The sequence below is a fragment of the Bacillus sp. FSL R9-9492 genome, from assembly GCF_038007365.1.
GTDB lineage: Bacteria > Bacillota > Bacilli > Bacillales > Bacillaceae_G > Bacillus_A > Bacillus_A mycoides.
Window position 1 is genome coordinate 517,035 of the sequence record NZ_JBBOXC010000001.1, and the last position, 17,966, is coordinate 535,000.

At 36.6% G+C, this 17,966-nt stretch carries 18 protein-coding genes (1 of these 18 only partly in view); 11 read left to right on the plus strand and 7 right to left on the minus strand.

Annotation, left to right across the window (positions count from 1 at the left end):
• Positions 1–59: 59 nt before the first annotated feature.
• Positions 60–212: a YpzG family protein gene (locus MKY70_RS02645; RefSeq protein ID WP_002010325.1), complete on the minus strand. Its 153-nt coding sequence runs from the start codon at positions 210–212 to the stop codon at positions 60–62.
• A 32-nt stretch (positions 213–244) separates the two neighbouring features.
• Positions 245–403 carry a small, acid-soluble spore protein K gene (locus MKY70_RS02650; protein ID WP_002010326.1) on the minus strand — a complete coding sequence of 53 codons (159 nt, stop codon included), beginning with the start codon at positions 401–403 and terminating at the stop codon, positions 245–247.
• A 122-nt stretch (positions 404–525) separates the two neighbouring features.
• Between MKY70_RS02650 and MKY70_RS02655 the strand changes: the two genes are divergently transcribed.
• Positions 526–792, plus strand: a complete 267-nt coding sequence (locus MKY70_RS02655) for a YfhJ family protein (RefSeq protein ID WP_002010328.1) — start codon at positions 526–528, stop codon at positions 790–792.
• A 24-nt stretch (positions 793–816) separates the two neighbouring features.
• Here the strand turns inward: MKY70_RS02655 and MKY70_RS02660 are convergent, their stop codons facing one another.
• Positions 817–1,797: a metal-dependent hydrolase gene (locus MKY70_RS02660; protein ID WP_002125060.1), complete on the minus strand. Its 981-nt coding sequence runs from the start codon at positions 1,795–1,797 to the stop codon at positions 817–819.
• 149 nt (positions 1,798–1,946) lie between these two features.
• On the opposite strand from MKY70_RS02660, the gene mutY reads away from it, so the two are divergent.
• A complete protein-coding gene (gene mutY / locus MKY70_RS02665) occupies positions 1,947–3,044 on the plus strand; it encodes an A/G-specific adenine glycosylase (protein WP_002091125.1) in 1,098 nt (365 codons plus the stop codon).
• Between the two features lie 239 nt (positions 3,045–3,283).
• Here mutY and MKY70_RS02670 read toward each other — a convergent pair whose 3' ends face one another.
• A complete protein-coding gene (locus tag MKY70_RS02670; protein ID WP_002091123.1) occupies positions 3,284–3,460 on the minus strand; it encodes a hypothetical protein in 177 nt (58 codons plus the stop codon).
• Between the two features lie 125 nt (positions 3,461–3,585).
• Between MKY70_RS02670 and MKY70_RS02675 the strand changes: the two genes are divergently transcribed.
• The 4 genes from MKY70_RS02675 (at position 3,586) to MKY70_RS02690 (ending at position 6,975) form a co-directional block, all read left to right on the plus strand.
• Positions 3,586–3,867, plus strand: coding sequence for a gamma-type small acid-soluble spore protein (locus MKY70_RS02675; RefSeq protein ID WP_002125062.1), 282 nt, complete (start codon positions 3,586–3,588; stop codon positions 3,865–3,867).
• Positions 3,868–4,055: 188 nt separating this feature from the next.
• Complete coding sequence (locus MKY70_RS02680) at positions 4,056–4,310, plus strand: YgaB family protein (RefSeq protein ID WP_002010338.1); 255 nt, start codon at positions 4,056–4,058, stop codon at positions 4,308–4,310.
• A gap of 319 nt (positions 4,311–4,629) precedes the next feature.
• Positions 4,630–5,160, plus strand: a complete 531-nt coding sequence (ntdP, locus tag MKY70_RS02685; RefSeq protein WP_000506630.1) for a nucleoside tri-diphosphate phosphatase — start codon at positions 4,630–4,632, stop codon at positions 5,158–5,160.
• A gap of 54 nt (positions 5,161–5,214) precedes the next feature.
• Positions 5,215–6,975 (plus strand): ABC transporter ATP-binding protein, encoded by a 1,761-nt coding sequence (locus MKY70_RS02690; protein WP_002091119.1) that lies wholly within the window; start codon positions 5,215–5,217, stop codon positions 6,973–6,975.
• A gap of 13 nt (positions 6,976–6,988) precedes the next feature.
• Here the strand turns inward: MKY70_RS02690 and MKY70_RS02695 are convergent, their stop codons facing one another.
• The 3 genes from MKY70_RS02695 to hemL form a co-directional block, all read right to left on the minus strand.
• A complete protein-coding gene (locus tag MKY70_RS02695) occupies positions 6,989–8,077 on the minus strand; it encodes an aromatic acid exporter family protein (RefSeq protein ID WP_002063696.1) in 1,089 nt (362 codons plus the stop codon).
• Between the two features lie 269 nt (positions 8,078–8,346).
• Positions 8,347–12,783, minus strand: coding sequence for a glutamate synthase-related protein (locus MKY70_RS02700; RefSeq protein ID WP_341023016.1), 4,437 nt, complete (start codon positions 12,781–12,783; stop codon positions 8,347–8,349).
• Positions 12,784–12,985: 202 nt separating this feature from the next.
• Entirely contained in the window at positions 12,986–14,284 is a 1,299-nt protein-coding gene (gene hemL / locus MKY70_RS02705) for a glutamate-1-semialdehyde-2,1-aminomutase (RefSeq protein WP_002010346.1), read from the minus strand.
• Positions 14,285–14,411: 127 nt separating this feature from the next.
• On the opposite strand from hemL, the gene MKY70_RS02710 reads away from it, so the two are divergent.
• The 5 genes from MKY70_RS02710 to bcp form a co-directional block, all read left to right on the plus strand.
• A complete protein-coding gene (locus tag MKY70_RS02710) occupies positions 14,412–15,425 on the plus strand; it encodes an ABC transporter ATP-binding protein (protein ID WP_341023019.1) in 1,014 nt (337 codons plus the stop codon).
• Entirely contained in the window at positions 15,418–16,209 is a 792-nt protein-coding gene (locus MKY70_RS02715; RefSeq protein WP_000521522.1) for an ABC transporter permease, read from the plus strand. The genes MKY70_RS02710 and MKY70_RS02715 overlap by 8 nt, the downstream gene beginning before the upstream one ends.
• Positions 16,210–16,213: 4 nt before the next feature.
• A complete protein-coding gene (locus MKY70_RS02720) occupies positions 16,214–16,999 on the plus strand; it encodes an ABC transporter permease (protein ID WP_002125070.1) in 786 nt (261 codons plus the stop codon).
• Between the two features lie 72 nt (positions 17,000–17,071).
• Positions 17,072–17,476, plus strand: a complete 405-nt coding sequence (locus MKY70_RS02725) for a potassium channel family protein (protein ID WP_002125072.1) — start codon at positions 17,072–17,074, stop codon at positions 17,474–17,476.
• A 44-nt stretch (positions 17,477–17,520) separates the two neighbouring features.
• On the plus strand, positions 17,521–17,966 hold the 5' portion of the coding sequence (bcp, locus tag MKY70_RS02730) for a thioredoxin-dependent thiol peroxidase (protein ID WP_002029647.1). The gene runs 10 nt beyond the window's last position; 446 of the gene's 456 nt are visible here — the first part of the coding sequence; its start codon is at positions 17,521–17,523; the stop codon falls past the right edge of the window.

Below are 17,966 nucleotides of genomic sequence, written 5' to 3' on the forward strand. Positions count from 1 at the left end.
CCAGAGAGCGAATCTCTCTGGTTTTCATCTTTGGTAGGCGTTAAAGGAGATAGGAGATTCTAAAATTGGCGTTTTTTACATTCGTTTGCCAGTATAATGAGAGACTGGGTTTGTTGCGTCTGTCCGTTAACTTGCGCTTTCGCATGTTTTGGACGAGTCCACGTATGGTTAAATAATTCAGAACGACGATCTAAATGGTCACGGTAGCTCATCTTTATCACCTCGTGTAGGAATTTAATTTGTACTACTCTTCCTGCTGATTTGCAGCACGCATACGCTCTTGTGGGTGCGTGTTAATTGTGCCGTTAGGTCGTTTCGAAGCGAAGCGTGATTTCGCTTTCGGTTGACCGTCGATTTTGCTGTTGTTTTTTGACTCAGACCAAAATTCGGCTTGTCTACCCATTAAGAACGCCCCCTCATTATCAGTCGATACCCCTTTAAGAAGTATCACTTATAGAATGTGCAAAATAGAAGAAACTATCCTTTAGAAATTAAGGGAATAAATAGGTAAAAGGAGAATAGAACATGAATGATATTTATGAAACATTAACGAAAGAATTATTAGATAAAAATGACAACCTTTCTTACGCACAAGCTCGTGCATGGGTTGAATTACTGTGGGAAGACTTCCGAACAACTTATGCTAAATCAGGTCGTTACCAAGGTGAGGAAATGACTGAACAAGTGGTACGAACATGGGTTAATAATCATGGAGGGCGCCTTCATGAAATGCGTACAAATAATCCGAAGTATAGTCATTTAATCAATCAAGAAGATCATTTGAAACATTAAAAAAAGCGACGTAGGTCGCTTTTTTTAATGTGGAAGCAATTCCAGTTTCTTTCGAAGTTTCTCTTCGCTGAAAATCCATCCTGTATATGAACTAATAATATTTAAATTTTGATCGAGCTGAACGATTGCGACGAATGGATAATAATCTTTACTTCGATACCGCAAATCAATAAATCGAACTTCATAATAGTTATCATAATCGAAAATATCCCAGCGATATACAGGCGAGAAAGATAAGAAAGCAGATATATTTTCATCTCGCACAGCGGCTTGCATAATGGCGGTATTCGGGAACGGTACGCGATTAAATTTATCGTATACAAGGATGTTACCGCGGTGCCATCTTGCTACGTAGTAATGTTCAGTTGTAACGACGGCTAAATGATAATGATAAAATTTGTAAGAAGGAGAAATAATTACTTTCTCTACATTTTTGAAACGTTTGTATACTACACTTTTAATATTTCGATGCATCATAATGCGGCCGATATAGTAAACAAACATTAATATATACGCTGCTAAAGCAGTATAGCCTTTATGTGCTCCGACAAGCATACAGGCGATAGCAAGTATATGGATAAAGAAAATGACAGTATCAAACGTATTAATTATGCCGAGCGCTACCCATTTTTTTGTGAAGGGCCTTAATGCCTGTGTACCATAGGCATTGAAAATATCCACAAAGACATGAAGAAAGACGGCAATAAATGACCAAAGTAGTAGATGCAGATAGGGAGCGTCTGAAAAGAAGGCGAAAGAGATGCCACTTATAAGGAGTGACCAAAGGATCACTGCAGGGATGGAATGAGTAATCCCGCGATGATTTCTTATATATTTAGCGTTATTACGCAATTTTAAAACTGTATCGATGTCAGGAATATTGGAACCGGCAATTGTTGCAAGCATTACTGCTTGTGGCCCAATATCACTTTGTGCTATAGCTGGATCTAATGTTGCCAAACTGCCTAGAGTAACGCCCATAACAAGGTGAGTGGCTGTGTCCATAGAAATCCACCTCCGTTTTTTATTAATGTAACTCTTTTTATTCGATACCTCAAGTCCTTTGCCTTCTATTTCCTATGTCATCTTACTTAAATTTTTTCCTAAAATCTTTATAATAGTACGTATATGCAAAAAAATGAGGGGGATCAAGTTTGACACTTGAAATATTAAATGAGTTTAACATAGAACAGTTTCAAAATGATTTAATTGGTTGGTTTGAAAAAGAACAACGTGATTTACCGTGGCGAAAAAATAAAGATCCATACCGTGTTTGGGTTTCAGAAATTATGTTACAGCAAACAAGGGTAGAGGCTGTAAAACCATATTACGCAAATTTTATGGGGAAGTTTCCTACGCTTGAAGCGCTAGCAACTGCCGATGATGAAGAAGTATTAAAAGCATGGGAAGGCTTAGGTTATTATTCTAGAGCACGAAATTTACATGCTGCAGTAAAAGAGGTAAAGGAAGTATACGGCGGGACAGTACCGAGCGATGTAAAGAAAATTGAAAAATTAAAAGGAGTGGGACCATATACAAAAGGTGCCATTTTAAGTATTGCATATGGCATACCAGAGCCAGCGGTTGATGGAAATGTTATGCGCGTATTATCTCGTATTTTATCAGTGTGGGATGATATTGCAAAACCGAAAACGAGAAAAGTTTTTGAAGAGATTGTGCGTGAAATTATTTCTATAGAAAATCCATCTTATTTTAACCAAGGTTTGATGGAATTAGGGGCATTAATTTGTATACCGAAAAATCCATCTTGTTTACTTTGTCCTGTACGTGAACATTGCAGAGGGTATGCTGAAGGTGTTCAAAAAGAACTACCAGTGAAGAGTAAAGCGAAAGCACCTACAATGGTACCGCTCGTTGCGGGAGTACTTCAAACTGAAGATGGCCGTTACGTAATTAATAAACGCCCAAGTACGGGATTACTGGCTAATATGTGGGAGTTCCCGAATATTGAACTAAGTGAAGGTATTCGTAATCAAAAACAACAGCTTACGGATTATATGAAGGAGAGCTTTGATCTCTCTGTTTCTATTGATGAATACGCGATGAATGTACAACATACTTTTACACATCGTACTTGGGATATCTTCATATTTTACGGAAAAGTAACAGGTAATATTGTCGAAACGGATACATTAAAGTTTGTATCGAAAGAAGCGTTTGAACAGTTACCTTTCTCGAAATCACATCGTACAATTTACGAAAAGTGTGTTGAGAAAATTACAATGCAGTAAAGTGAAACTTTAATCAGTGGGGGGTTTCTTCATCCCCCACTGATTATTAGCCCTCACCAATCGGGCTTTTATGGGCAGCCCGACCCCAACCTAACTTCTTTGCTTTCGCTGCATTTTGAGGTGGGGTCTTACTGCCCGGCAAATAGCGGGATAAATAATAAAAACGTGTTCCAGAACTTTGGAACACGTTTTTTTATATTGAAAATAAATTTGTATTTTGAGGTTGAAAATCCACGCGTTTATAATCCGCCCCGTGACTCGATTTCTTTAACAACTTCTTTATAAATCGTTTGTCCCTCTACATTTAGATAAGGCATAATTTGCTGAAATGAATGATGAAAATAAGCTAATTCATCCTCTTTCCATTCATTTTTGGAAATCATAGTTAGCTCAGTCATATCACGTCCAGTATACATATTCCCACCTCCATCATATGTAGTTTGAATGAGTGATAAGAGATATATACGTGAATTTTTAAAAAGAAAATTAGGGATAACTTCTAAGTGAATTGGTTACATTATTGATTGTGGAGGTGAGAAAGATGAGTAAAAAACAACAAGGTTATAATAAGGCAACTTCTGGTGCTAGCATTCAAAGTACAAATGCTAGCTATGGTACAGAGTTTGCAACTGAAACGAATGTACAAGCAGTAAAACAAGCGAACGCACAATCAGAGGCACAGAAAGCACAAGCTTCTGCTGCTCAAAGTGCAAATGCTAGTTATGGTACAGAGTTTGCAACTGAAACAGATGTGCATGCAGTGAAAAAACAAAATGCACAATCAGCTGCAAAACAATCACAATCTTCTAGTTCAAACGAGTAATGAAAGAAAAACACTTCTCCAATTCGAGAGAAGTGTTTTCTTTGTGTGCGTGTCACTGTAATGAAAATAAAGGGAACGACATAACTTCTAATAAGTCAACAAATATAGTCAAAGGAGAAAGAAGTTCACGATTAGAAAATATGTAATAGGAATTATAAATGGCGAATGAATCAAAAAGGGGGTAAGTGATGAACGATTTTGATAAGTTGGTAGGAGAGCAGTTGGAAACGATGGATGAGCTTTTAAAGTTACAATCACATTTAGAGAAGTATCAGCAAATTGAAATGAGTGGAAGGGATACGTGCGATAAAAAAGAATTGCATTTTATCCGTCAAGAAATATACAGAACAGAAATAGCATTAAAACTTTTGCATGAAAAATTTGAACAGCAAACGAATAATGTGATTCAATCTTTTGAAACCGAAAAAATAATTTCAAATTAAGGGTGAGATATGTTGTTGATTTTAGGTGAAAAGTCCTTTCTTAAACAGAGGTGAGGGGGCTTTTCTTTTTGTTATATCTTCGTTTAATCTTCTAAAATACGTATTGCTAATTCATAGGAAATGTTCCTTCGTTAAAAGGGTTAGTGATGTGGTATTCAATAATACAAACTTCATTATATTCCTCATGAAAACAAGTGTCCTATCGCTTTAGTTTTAAAATTTTGACAAAAAAGTTATAATAGAAAAAAAGTGAATGCAGTTCAAGGGGTAGTTAAGACAACTTAAGAAAAGCATTTGCGGTTGAAAGAAGGGAGCATATATGGGATTTCCCAAAGAAGGAGAAAAGGTACAAATACATAGTTATAAACATAATGGCTCCATTCATAGAATGTGGGAAGAGACAACAATTTTAAAAGGGACGCAGAGCCTTGTGATCGGAGCAAATGATCGTACAGTAGTTACGGAATCAGATGGTCGAACATGGGTTACTCGCGAACCTGCGATTTGTTACTTCCATGCTAATTATTGGTTTAATGTAATTGGAATGCTGAGAGAAGAAGGAGTATATTATTATTGTAATTTAAGTTCTCCTTTTGCATATGACTCTGAAGCATTAAAGTATATTGATTACGACTTAGACATTAAAGTGTATCCAGATATGACATATACACTTTTGGATGAAGATGAGTATGAAAAGCATAGTCAAATTATGCAGTATCCACCTGTTATTGATACAATTTTAAAACGAAATGTAGCACATTTAACACAGTGGATTCATCAAAGAAAAGGTCCATTCGCACCGGATTTCGTAGATATGTGGTACGAAAGATATTTAATGTACAGAAATTAAAACAAACCTGCAGGGAATTTCCCGGCAGGTTTGTCCTATTAGAGGGGGGATTATGTGCAAGGTATAAAAAGATATTTACAATTTGTTAAACCATATCGATGGCTTATTGCTATTACAATTATTATTGGTCTTGTGAAGTTCGGTATCCCGCTTATTATGCCATGGTTATTAAAGTATATTATTGATGATGTTATTCAAGGCACGGGATCGCTTCAAGAAAAAACGTCTCAATTAATAACCGCAATTGGGATTGCTTTTTTTATTTTTGCAGTAGTAAGACCGCCGATAGAATATTATCGTCAATATTTCGCGCAGCGCATTGCCAATACAATACTATACGATTTACGAAAATACATTTTTGGGCACTTGCAAAAATTGAGCTTACGTTATTATTCGAACACAAAAACAGGGGAGCTTATTTCACGTGTAATACATGATGTAGAACAAACGAAGGACTTTGTAATTACTGGTCTTATGAATGTCTGGTTAGATACTGCAACAATTGTTATTGCCATTATCGTTATGTTTTCTATGAATATAAAATTAACCTTTGTTGCTTTATTAATCTTACCTATTTATGTAGTTGCAGTGAAATATTTTTTCGGGCGCCTTCGAAAATTGACGAAAGAGCGCTCGCAAGCGTTAGCAACTATGCAAGGGTATTTACATGAACGTATTCAAGGGATGCAAGTGACACGTAGTTTTGCATTAGAAGAGTATGAAAGAGGACAGTTTGAAAAGAGAAATAATGAATTTTTAACGAAAGCACTAACTCATACGAGTTGGACGGCGAGAACGTTTTCGGTAGTGAATACGTTAACGGATTTAGGGCCGTTACTTGTTATTGGTTTTGCGGCATATGAGGTAATTCAAGGGTCGTTAACACTGGGTACGATGGTTGCTTTTGTTGGATATATGGATAGTTTATATAGTCCGCTTCGTCGCCTTGTTAATTCATCTACAACATTAACACAGTCTTTCGCCTCGATGGATCGAGTGTTTGAATTGTTGGATGAAAAATACGATATTGTTAATGTGCCAAATGCGGTGCAAACGAAAAGGCTAGATGGGGAAGTTATATTTGATAATGTTTCTTTTCGTTATAATGCGGATGAAAAAGAAATATTGCATAATCTGTCATTAACTATGCGCCCGGGAGAGAAGGTTGCGCTTGTAGGGGCAAGCGGAGGAGGAAAGTCATCTCTTGCTAGTTTAATTCCGCGTTTTTACGATGTTTCTGAAGGTGCAGTTTATATAGACGGGATAGATGTAAGAAAGTATAATATGAGAAATTTACGTAGTCATATTGGAATTGTGCTACAAGATAATTTATTATTTAGCGATACAATCGGGGCTAATATTTTATATGGCAATCCGAAAGCTACAGAGGCGGAAGTGATTTCAGCTGCCAAAGCTGCACAAATTCATAATTTTATTACAGAGTTGCCAGAGGGCTATGATACTGTCGTTGGGGAACGTGGTGTGAAATTATCTGGTGGACAAAGACAGCGTGTAGCAATCGCACGGGTTTTTCTAAAGAATCCGTCTTTACTTATATTAGATGAAGCAACTTCCGCTTTAGATTTAGAAAATGAACGATATATTCAAGAGGCACTGCAAACGTTAGCTGCAGATCGGACAACAATTATTATTGCACATCGATTAGCGACGATTACGCATGTTGATACAATTATTTATGTTGAAGATGGTGAAATAAAAGAAAAGGGTTCTCATGAAGAGTTAATGAAAAAGAGGGGGTTTTATTACAATCTATATCAACTTCAGCATATAACAGAAACAGCTCCTTTAGCGTAAAAGGAGCTGTTTTTTATTCGTCTTCTTTTTTATCTTCGATTTGGAGTTCGCTTTCTGGTTTATGGTATGTGTAGAAGCTATCCACAAGTAAATCTAAATGCTCTACTTCCTCACTGTAGTTAATAATTGAAGAAATAAGAGGGAAGAGGTGTAACCATATTTTATATGCTTCCTCATCGTCTTTATTTTGATAATCCATAAAGATATCAATCAATTCTTGTTTACCGGTTTCAACTTCATCAAGCATCTCAACGGATTGTTGTTTCTTTGCTTTACCAATAAATTTTAATAACACTTGTTCGTGATAATGCGTTAATGAATCAAGTTCGTTTTGAATAGATTCCTGAAACTCTTCTGGCATATAGCGCAGTTCATTTTCGGTGCGATGTAATGATTTTAACGTGCTTAAAGCGCGGCTTGTTGTCGCTAACATTTGTCTGAATAAAACGAGCTTACGAATTTTCGCGAATTGTATTTTTTTCGTATAGCTTCTTTCTTCTTTATACAGCAAATAGTAATGATTTAGTTTAATCATTTTTTCTTTCATGCGATCGATATCGGTTTTTAGCGTTGTAAAATCAGAAGCTTGCCTACTGTTCATACGAATCCATTTAACAATTTCCTCTGTATTATCAACGATGCGATGGTAAAGTTTTGTTTCATATTTTGGCGGCATAAATACTAAATTTACAAGCGAAGCCGCAATAATTCCAATCATAATCGTCGCGAATCGAAGTAAGGCAAAATTAAAGAAATCTTCGCCTTGATACTCCATAATGGCGATAACTGTTACTAAAGCGAGTGATATTGTTTTTTCTAAGCGTAATTGTAAAGTAAGAGCAATTACTAATATACACGTTAATCCAATAATAAAAGGATTATGTCCAAAAGCAGTAGCAAATACGATAGCGAATACAGCACCAATTACGTTTGCTTGAATTTGCTCAAGAGCAGTTAAATACGATCGGTATACAGACGGTTGAACAGCAAAGATAGCTGAGATTCCCGCAAATACAGGACTCGGTAATTGAAGTAAAATACAAGCAAATAAAGCTAATGTAATGGCAATACCCGTTTTTAAAATGCGAGCACCAAGTTTCATACCCTTATTGATATCCTTTCTCTTGTCATAATGAATGTACAACATGATACTATACATTCATTACAATATGTTAGCAAGTGATATTTTAGTGACGTTAAAAAGTTTAATAAATAAATTACAATCAATTTATAATTTCTCCAAATTCTCTTTAAACATCTATTCTTTAATAAAAAAACCTGCTGAATTTCAGCAGGTTTCAAATTGTTATTCTAGATTACTATGCGATGCTCGCTTCGTCAATTTTTTTATGAAAATAAATATTGTACATATCATTCAGTTGAAATAGATGGATCCGCCTGTTCTTTTTTCGGGATAATTTCATAGAAGTGAAGCTGGATATCATCTAATAATGGTGTTAACAAAGCGACTTCTTCATATTGTTCGTGCTCATTTAATACACGAATGTAGTCTAATAATAATTCATTCACATCTTGCAAACCATTTTTACTAATTGGCTGCAATGTTACATTTGCACCTTTAGCAATTCTTCTTTTTAAAGCGTGCTCTGTTAAACCTAAGTTTGGCTCATGATGTAAATAAACAACACCACCAGTCATGCCGGCACAAATCCATGGACCAGGATCTCCTAAAACAAGAGCGCGACCATTTGTCATATATTCAAAAGCAAATCCTTTTATATTAGAATATACTCCGATATTTCCTTGTTCTTTTTCGCGGAGTGGTTTTGTAATTCTGCCTCCAATTATCATATCTGCTCCAGAAAGGCGAATGCCAGCACGAGCATCAGCGTTACCTTGCACGTATAATGCACCTTTTTGAGCGCCGTATCCAAATCCTTTTCCGACAGAACCGTTATAATATGTTCCATCTGTTCCTTTTGCTTTCGTTATATAAATGCCACCGCCAAATGAAGTTTTTCCAATTCCATCTTGCGCGCCACCATTTACGTGTATAAATAAGTTCTCGCTATTGTACGCGCCTAATCCGTTTCCGGGAACAGATCCGTTTGTATACTTTAATGTAAGTGGTTCAAGATGAGTGTTTTCATATAATTTGCTACGAATACGATAACAGGATTCTAGACCGCCCATTACGCGTTGCTCTACGCCGACGCTTACTAATTCTTTTGACTGGAGAGAATTTGTTGTTTCAAATTGTTTTTCTTGTACAGATGCCGTTATTTTCACAGATGAATCTTCTATCGTTTGTATTAAATTACGTAAGTCTAATAAGTCCTTGCCTCGAGTTTGTTCTAATAAATCCGATCGTCCGATAATATCTTGTAAGTTTGTGTAACCGAGCTGCCCTGTTAAACGTTTCAATTCTGTACCGAAAGTAGTGAATAGGCTTAATATCCCTGTAACTGCGCTTTCTAATTCACGTGGAACGAAACGGCGCAGTCCATGTTCTTTCGCTTGAGCTTCAGATTCAATTTGTGTTGCAATTCCGACGTGGCACGTATCAAGATGACAACCACGGCAAGTTGTACAGCCAATTGCAATCATTGATAATGTGCCAAATCCGATCCGGTTTGCTCCGAGGAGCATGATTTTTAAGGCGTCATTTACACTTCGAATACCGCCATCTGCCCAAATCTCTACTTTATGTCTCATATTTGCTTCTAGTAACGCATTGTGAGCAGCCTTAACACCAATCTCTACAGGAAGACCAACATGTTGCAATGCGTGAATACGCGCAGCACCTGTTCCGCCATCAAATCCACTAATGTTAATAAAGTCAGCGCCAGCTTTTGCGATACCGACAGCAATTGTTCCGATGTTAGGAACGACAGGAACTTTTACAGCTACTTTAGCAAGATGATTAGCCGTTTTAATTTCTGTAATCATTTGAGCTAAGTCTTCAATTGAATAAATATCATGGTTGTTAGAAGGTGAAATTAAATCCGAACCAATTGTAGCATTACGTGCTTCCGCAATTTTGGCAGTCACTTTTGAACCAGGCAAATGTCCACCTTCACCAGGCTTTGCTCCTTGACCTATTTTAATTTCAATTAAATTTGATGAATTTAGTAGTTCAGCGTTTACTCCAAATCGGCCAGATGCAACTTGTTGTCCGCGTGTATGTGGGTACTTACCAATCATATCTTTAATTTCGCCGCCTTCACCGTTCAAACTAATCATATTTAGCTGATCGGCAGCTTCTGCATACGCGCGAAAGGCAATTTCATTTTGAGAACCAAATGACATAGAACTAATAATAAATGGTAAATCATGATTGTGAATGCCGATGGACACTTCTTCAGTCGGAACTACATGCTGTGCTTGTTTTGTTTGAACAAGGTGCCTGATTGCGATGGGAGTGTTTTCTTCTAATTCACTTAACTTGTCGCGATAATCATCATAAGAGTTTCCTTTTGCAACATCACCAATTGCTTTCCAAATCCGCGGGAATATATGAAATGATTTTCGCATTCTAACTTTTGGATTGTTAAAATCCTCAGCTCGAATTTTTGCATCTTCAGCAAGTGATTCAAGTGAAAAAGCTAAATTATTTGAACCGCAGAAGTTTGTAATTTGTAATATATTTGCGATTTCCTCATGTAATCCAATAGAGGAGAAGAGGCGACCGTAACCGCGTAATTCATGAATTCCAATCGTTGAAATTACTTTCTCTAGTCCTTTATTAAGTGCGGTATACAAATTAGTAATTGGTACTTTTGTTTCATCATTTACCGTTGCGAACAATAAATATGGATTAATACCATCTGCCCCTAATCCGTATAGCGTGACGATATCGTGTAAGGAGCGAAGGGCACCGGAACGTATAACGAGAGAGCATTTCCGGCGTAATTTATTTTCAGTTAATGCTTGATGTACTTTAGCAGTAACTAGATGTGGGTCAATCCATAACAGTTCATTTTGATGAGATTTAGCGTCATCTAATAATAGTAGGGAAGCACCATTTTTAACGGCTGCTATCGCTTCGGAACTAATTCGATTTAATGCGATTTGTAGAGTTTCTGATGGACTAAATGTAACAGAAATTGTAGAGACAGAGCTATGAGTAATGAATAGCTGTATAAGTTGTTCGTACGTAATCGTGTGTAAGTCTGCCGCGATAGATTGAGCTAAATTCCCTTCTAAAATAATGGGTGAAAGCATCTCGATTATAAATGGTTGTTTAGAGTTATCTAATAAACCCGGACGCTCTCCGAGTACAGTACGTGTGGAGAAGTGTTCAACTTCTCGATCGCGATCGATTGCTGGATTTGTAACAACGGCTACACTTTCCTTGATGAAATCAGCAATATTTCGTCTATCTGTATCAAGTGCGGCAAGTGGTGAGTCATGCCCAAGTGACCGAATTGGTTCGACGCCTTTTGTCGCCATTTGTTCAAGGAGCTGAATATGTTCTCGATCCCAGCCAAAAGCGACGTATTGATTCGTTTCAACTTGAACCGAAGCACATAATCCCTCAGTTTCTTTCGTTTCAGGGATAGATAAGTTTACATGATAATTGGTAACATCGATTCGTTTCTTAAAACGGTTATATACTTCAATTTGATAATTGTCGTATTCATAGAGAACGAGCTCATCTTGTTGATTCCATTTTAATCCAACTTTTTCTCCAGGAGCGAGTGGTTTCGGCTCTGCTACATATTCAGTTGGTGATACAACTCCAGGTTCAGAAGAGAAAATATAGGAGCTCTCTGTCTCTACTTTCCAAACTGGGCGTAATCCAAGGGAATCGACACTGAAAACAGCTTCATCTTTATAACGTGAAATAATACCAGCTGGACCTTGTGCGAAATGCCCCCAAGCCTCACGTATATAAGTGTATAAGTTTTGTAAGTTTGTTTCGTAAAGTTTTATTTCATTAATAATTGGTGGAAATAATATATCCATTGCTTCAAATAAACTGTAGTTATACTGAACGAGAAGGGTTTCTAAGGTGCGGTTTAAATCTTGGGAATCACTGCCCCCGGCAGTAAGTGGTACATTAATCATTTCAGCTTGATCGCGTAATTTTGCAATCGTGTTAATTTCGCCATTATGCCCGAGAATGCTAAATGGTTGTACACGAAAAAAATTAGATAACGTATTAGTAGAATAGCGATTATGTCCTAGTGTCATAGTTGAAGCGATAAGTGGGTGTTGTAAATCATTGTAATAAGCAACGAGTGTATCGCCAGCACCGAGAACTTTATATACAACATGTTCATGACTTAATGAGGCAACATGAATTGCTTCATTTTCTTCGATTTTTATTGTTACAGAAAATAATGTTTGTTCAATATTTTTAACTTCACTTTCGGCGATAAGGGCAATTTGCCAAAATAAAGGTTCTTCTTGTTTACCAAGAGGACCGAGTGCATCTGAGTTTATTACATCATCATTTTCGAGAACAATTGTAAAGCTTTCATTGTTTAGTTGCGTACGAATGTAATCTTTTAACTCAGCAATGTTTTCTTTTTTGTTTAGAAAAAAATGTCCAACGATAAAGTGGGGATGATCCACAATCGTTGGATTATATCCGCTATTTTTCAGTTTTTCATTCCAAAGTGCTTTTGGCATGTCGATATGAATTCCGATACCATCTCCTTCGCCATTAATGAAACCAGCTCTATGATTCATTTTGACTAGCGATTGTATACAAAGATCGATGTTTTCTTTTGTAGGAATTCTTCGTTTTTCCATAACGGAAACGATTCCACACGCATCGTGTTCTGCATTTTTATAATTCCGAAATAAAGACGGTGTCCATTTATTTTTTTTGTTGAGCATCCGTCAATCCCCCCTCTGGAAATGAATTTTGAATAATCTTACTATTTAAGGCGTGAACTGCCTTGTATACATGGATAGTAAGGATATAAAAGAATATAAAACAGATAATTATGAATAATTATACTATTAATGAGGGATTTATGAAATAGAAAAAAGGAAAAAAGAAAGATGGGCTTTCTTTTTTCCTTTTGTAATGAAGAGATTATTTATTGTTCGCTAGGGTAGAAAACGCTCTGCCAACAGCTTCAATTGTATATTCAATATCTTCTTTTGTATGTTCTGTCGTTAAGAACCATGCTTCATATTTAGAAGGTGCTAAATTAATACCTTCTTGAAGCATCAGCTTGAAGAATCTACCGAACATTTCACCATCTGTATTTTTGGCTGCATCGTAATCTTCAATTGTATTTGTTGTGAAGTATACAGTTAATGCACCCTTTAGACGGTTTACTGTAATATCGATGTTATGTTTTGTAGCTTGATCTAAAATCCCTTTTTCAAGCATTGCGCCAAGTGCATCTAATTTCTCGTATACGCCTTCTTGTTGAAGTACTTCTAGGCAGGCAATCCCTGATGCCATAGAAGCAGGGTTCCCAGCCATTGTACCAGCTTGGTATGCAGGGCCGAGCGGTGCAACTTGTTCCATAATTTCTTTCTTACCACCGTAAGCACCAATTGGAAGTCCACCGCCGATAACTTTACCAAGTGCTGTTAAATCTGGGGTTACGCCAAGTAAGTCTTGAGCGCCGCCATACATAAAGCGGAAAGCAGTAATAACTTCATCATAAATTACTAGTGCACCAGCTTCGTGAACAAGTTCATTAACTTTTTCAAGGAAGCCAGGTTTTGGCTCAACAATACCGAAGTTTCCAACGATTGGCTCTACAAGGATAGCTGCTACTTCATGTCCCCATTTATCTAACGCTTCTTTTAAAGTTTCTACATTATTAAATGGAACAGTAATAACTTCTTGAGCGATACTTTGTGGCACACCTGCTGAATCAGGAATTCCAAGAGTAGAAGGACCAGAGCCAGCTGCTACAAGTACTAAATCGGAATGACCGTGGTAACAACCAGCGAATTTCATAATTTTTGTGCGGCCAGTGTAAGCACGAGCAACACGAATGGTTGTCATAACGGATTCTGTACCAGAGTTCACGAAGCGGACTTTATCTAAAGCAGGCATTGCTTCTTTTAACATTTTTGCGAATTTTACTTCTAATGCTGTTGGAGTACCGTATAGTACGCCGTTTTCAGCCGCTGTTTTAATTGCTTCTGTCACGTGTGGGTGAGCATGTCCAGTAATAATAGGGCCATACGCTGCTAAATAATCGATATATTTATTTCCATCTACATCCCAGAAATAAGCACCTTTTCCACGTTCCATTGCAACAGGAGAACCGCCTCCAACTGCTTTAAAAGAACGGGAAGGACTATTAACACCACCAACGATATGTTCTAAAGCTTCTTTATGTAACGCTTCTGATTTTGTGAAATTCACTACAATTCATCTCCTTACAAAAATCTATGTATTATTCTAACATGTTTTTTGAAAAGACGTATTGTTTGTGATAGAAGGAGCAGTTGGGTAAACTATTCGTTGTGACATTTAGGAAGGGGGTCCGATTATGAAATCGGTAATTGAGGTACAAGGGTTACGTAAAGAGTTTACAGCTTATTCAAGTCGTCCGGGATTAAAGGGTGCATTTCGCGATTTATTAAATCGTAATTATAAAATAGTACCAGCAGTAAATGATGTTTCTTTTACTGTAAAGCAAGGTGAAATGGTTGGTTATATTGGTGAGAATGGTGCTGGTAAATCAACGACGATTAAAATGCTTACAGGGATTTTGACTCCGACATCAGGACAAATTACAGTGAATGGAATGAATCCACACAAACAGAGAGAAGAATTTGTAAGAACAATCGGCGTTGTGTTTGGTCAGCGTTCCCAGCTTTGGTGGGATATTGCTGTACAAGAATCATTTCGTTTATTGAAGAAAGTGTACGGTGTATCAGACGTTCAGTATAAGGAACATATGGAACATGTTATTGAAACGTTAGATATCGGTCCTTTGTTAGATAAACCGGTACGGAAATTATCTCTTGGTCAAAGAATGCGTTGTGAATTGGCAGCGGCGTTAATTCATAATCCACCGTTATTATTTTTAGATGAGCCAACAATTGGACTAGATGTTCTTGTGAAATTGAAAATACGAGAATTCTTAAAAGAGATGAATGAACGTTATAAAACAACAATTTTATTAACGACACATGATATTACTGATATTGAAGCTTTATGTGAACGCGTCATCATGCTTGATGAAGGGAATATTATGTATGACGGATCTTTAGATAATCTTCGTACGCAGTGGGGAGTAGAGAAGGAAATACATTTTCAGTTTGTTACCCCAGTTTCATACCAGGAGTTATCAATGGTTATGCCAGATAGCCATGTTGTTTGGTTAAAAGCGAAAGAAGAAAACGCATGGGTTGCAAAAATACCGAATGAAGAAGTTATCATTTCTATGTTGATTTCTAAAGTAGTACAAGCCTTTCAAATTAAAGATTTGAAAATTAACGAAGTGTCTACAGAGGAAATTATTCGTAACATTTATGAAGAAGGTATTATGCATGGGTAAGTATATTGAAATGATTCGGATTCGCTTTTTAATGATGCTTGCTTATCGTACAAATTATTACAGCGGGATTTTAATTTATACGATTAACATTGGTGCGTATTATTTTTTATGGCAAGCAATTTATAGCGGGAAAGAGAATATTGAAAGTTTATCTATTTCACAAATGACTACGTATATTGCGATCGCATGGATGGCACGCGCTTTTTATTTCAATAATATAGATAGAGAAATTGCGATGGAAATTCAAGAAGGACGTGTGGCGGTAGAGCTAATTCGTCCGTACAACTATTTAGGTATGAAAGTTATGCAAGGGCTTGGAGAAGGGATATTTCGTTTTGCTTTCTTTTCGATTCCGGGCATGGTTATTGTTACGTTATTATTTTCATTACAAATTACAACGAATTTTCAAACGTGGTTATATTTCTTCTTATCTTTAATATTTAGTTTTATCATTAATACACAAATAAATTTAATGACAGGAATGCTTACATTCTTCTTATTTAATAATAGTGGAATTATGTATGCGAAACGTGTTGTTATCGATTTGTTTTCTGGTTTATTATTACCGATTAGTTTTTATCCGTTATGGGCCCAAAAAGCAATGGTGTTTTTACCGTTTCAAGCAATTAGTTATATTCCAAGTATGATTTTCTCTGAAGGTATACAAGGAAGTAAGTTGTATGAAGCTTTATTATTTCAAGTGATTTGGGCAATTATACTTATTATTCCAATTGTACTGATGTGGAAAACGGCGAGAAAACGTCTAATCGTACAAGGGGGATGATGAGATGATATATATAAAATTATTTTTGCAATATGCAAGTCAATATATAAAAACAAAATTGGAGTATCGTGGCGATTTTATCGTCGGATTACTTTCAGATTTATCACTACAAGCTGTTAATTTAATCTTCATTCTCGTTGTGTTTGGGCATACCCAAGCACTAAAAGGGTGGAGCCGAGAAGAAGTAATCTTTATTTATGGGTTCTTTTTAGTACCGTTTGCCATTTTTTCAGCTTTCTTTAATATATGGGACTTTAATGATCGTTACATTATTAAAGGAGAAATGGACCGTATATTAACGAGACCGATTCATAGTTTATTTCAAATTATATTAGAAAGAATGGAACTTGAATCTTTAATTGGAGCTATTACGGGGATTATTGTGATGGGTTATGCAGCAATGGAGCTGCAATTATCTTTTTACTGGTATGATTTCTTCTTATTCCTACTCATGGTAGGGGGAGGGGCACTTGTGTACGGCGGGATATTTGTTACGCTTGCAAGTTTTGGCTTTTGGTCGGATGCGAAAAGTTCCATTATGCCACTTATGTATAACATAGGGAATTATGGACGCTACCCTGTTGATATTTATAACCGTGTTATTCGCTTTGTTTTAACGTTTGTTTTACCGTTTGCATTTGTTGGGGTATATCCAGCAGCATACTTTTTAAGAAAAACAGAGTGGAATAGCTATGCTTTCGCAACTCCAATTGTTGGTGTTATCTGTTTTACTATTGCAATTACCCTCTGGAATCAAGGGGTTAAACGATATCGTGGTGCAGGAAATTAATTATAGAAGCTTGTTCGTTTCTAAGGGATAAATCAGCTACAGTCCTCATACATATAAAACGAGGTGGAGGACATGTTATGGGGATTTATTCTATTAATTGCAGCAATCGCTATTTTGAGAAGTGTCCAATTATTATGGAGTTCATATTCAAATTCCAATCGTTTCTTTTCGCTGTACAATTTAGCTACGTTGTTTTTGATTTATACAACGGTACTGATTGCGTTTGGATTAAGTTATGTTGTGCTAGAGGAAATGGGTTTTGCAGTTTTGAAAGAAGATGGGGATAGGTTAAGTGCTCATTCCTTTCAGCTCGTTGAAATATGTTTATATTTTAGCGCGGTTACTTTATTGTCCGTTGGATATGGTGATATAGCTCCGATTGGAATCGGAAGATGGATTGCAATTGGAGAAGCGCTAATTGGATATACATTACCGTTTGCCTTTGTGATGAGATCTGTAATAGACAATGAAAAATAAGGTCGCATTTGATATAGTAAAAGAAAAGAGAAGGAGTGATAACAATGATTACAGTAGGAGAAATGGCACCAGAATTTACATTAGAAGGAAGTAACGGAGAACAAATTCGCTTAGCTGACTTTCGCGGTAAAAATGTAGTCCTATATTTTTATCCGAAAGATATGACTCCGGGATGTACAACTGAAGCATGTGATTTTCGTGATGCATATGGATTATTTCAAGAGAAGGATACGGTTATACTTGGTGTAAGTCCAGATTCAGCAAATAGACATATGAAATTCATTGAGAAGCATGAGCTTCCATTTGTACTTTTAGTAGACGAAGATCATAAAGTAGCAGAATTGTACGATGTTTGGAAGCTGAAAAAGAACTTCGGAAAAGAGTACATGGGAATTGAGCGTTCTACATTCCTTATTAATAAAGACGGTGAGCTTGTAAATGAGTGGCGTAAAGTGAAAGTGAAAGGACATATTGAGGACGTTCTTTCTTA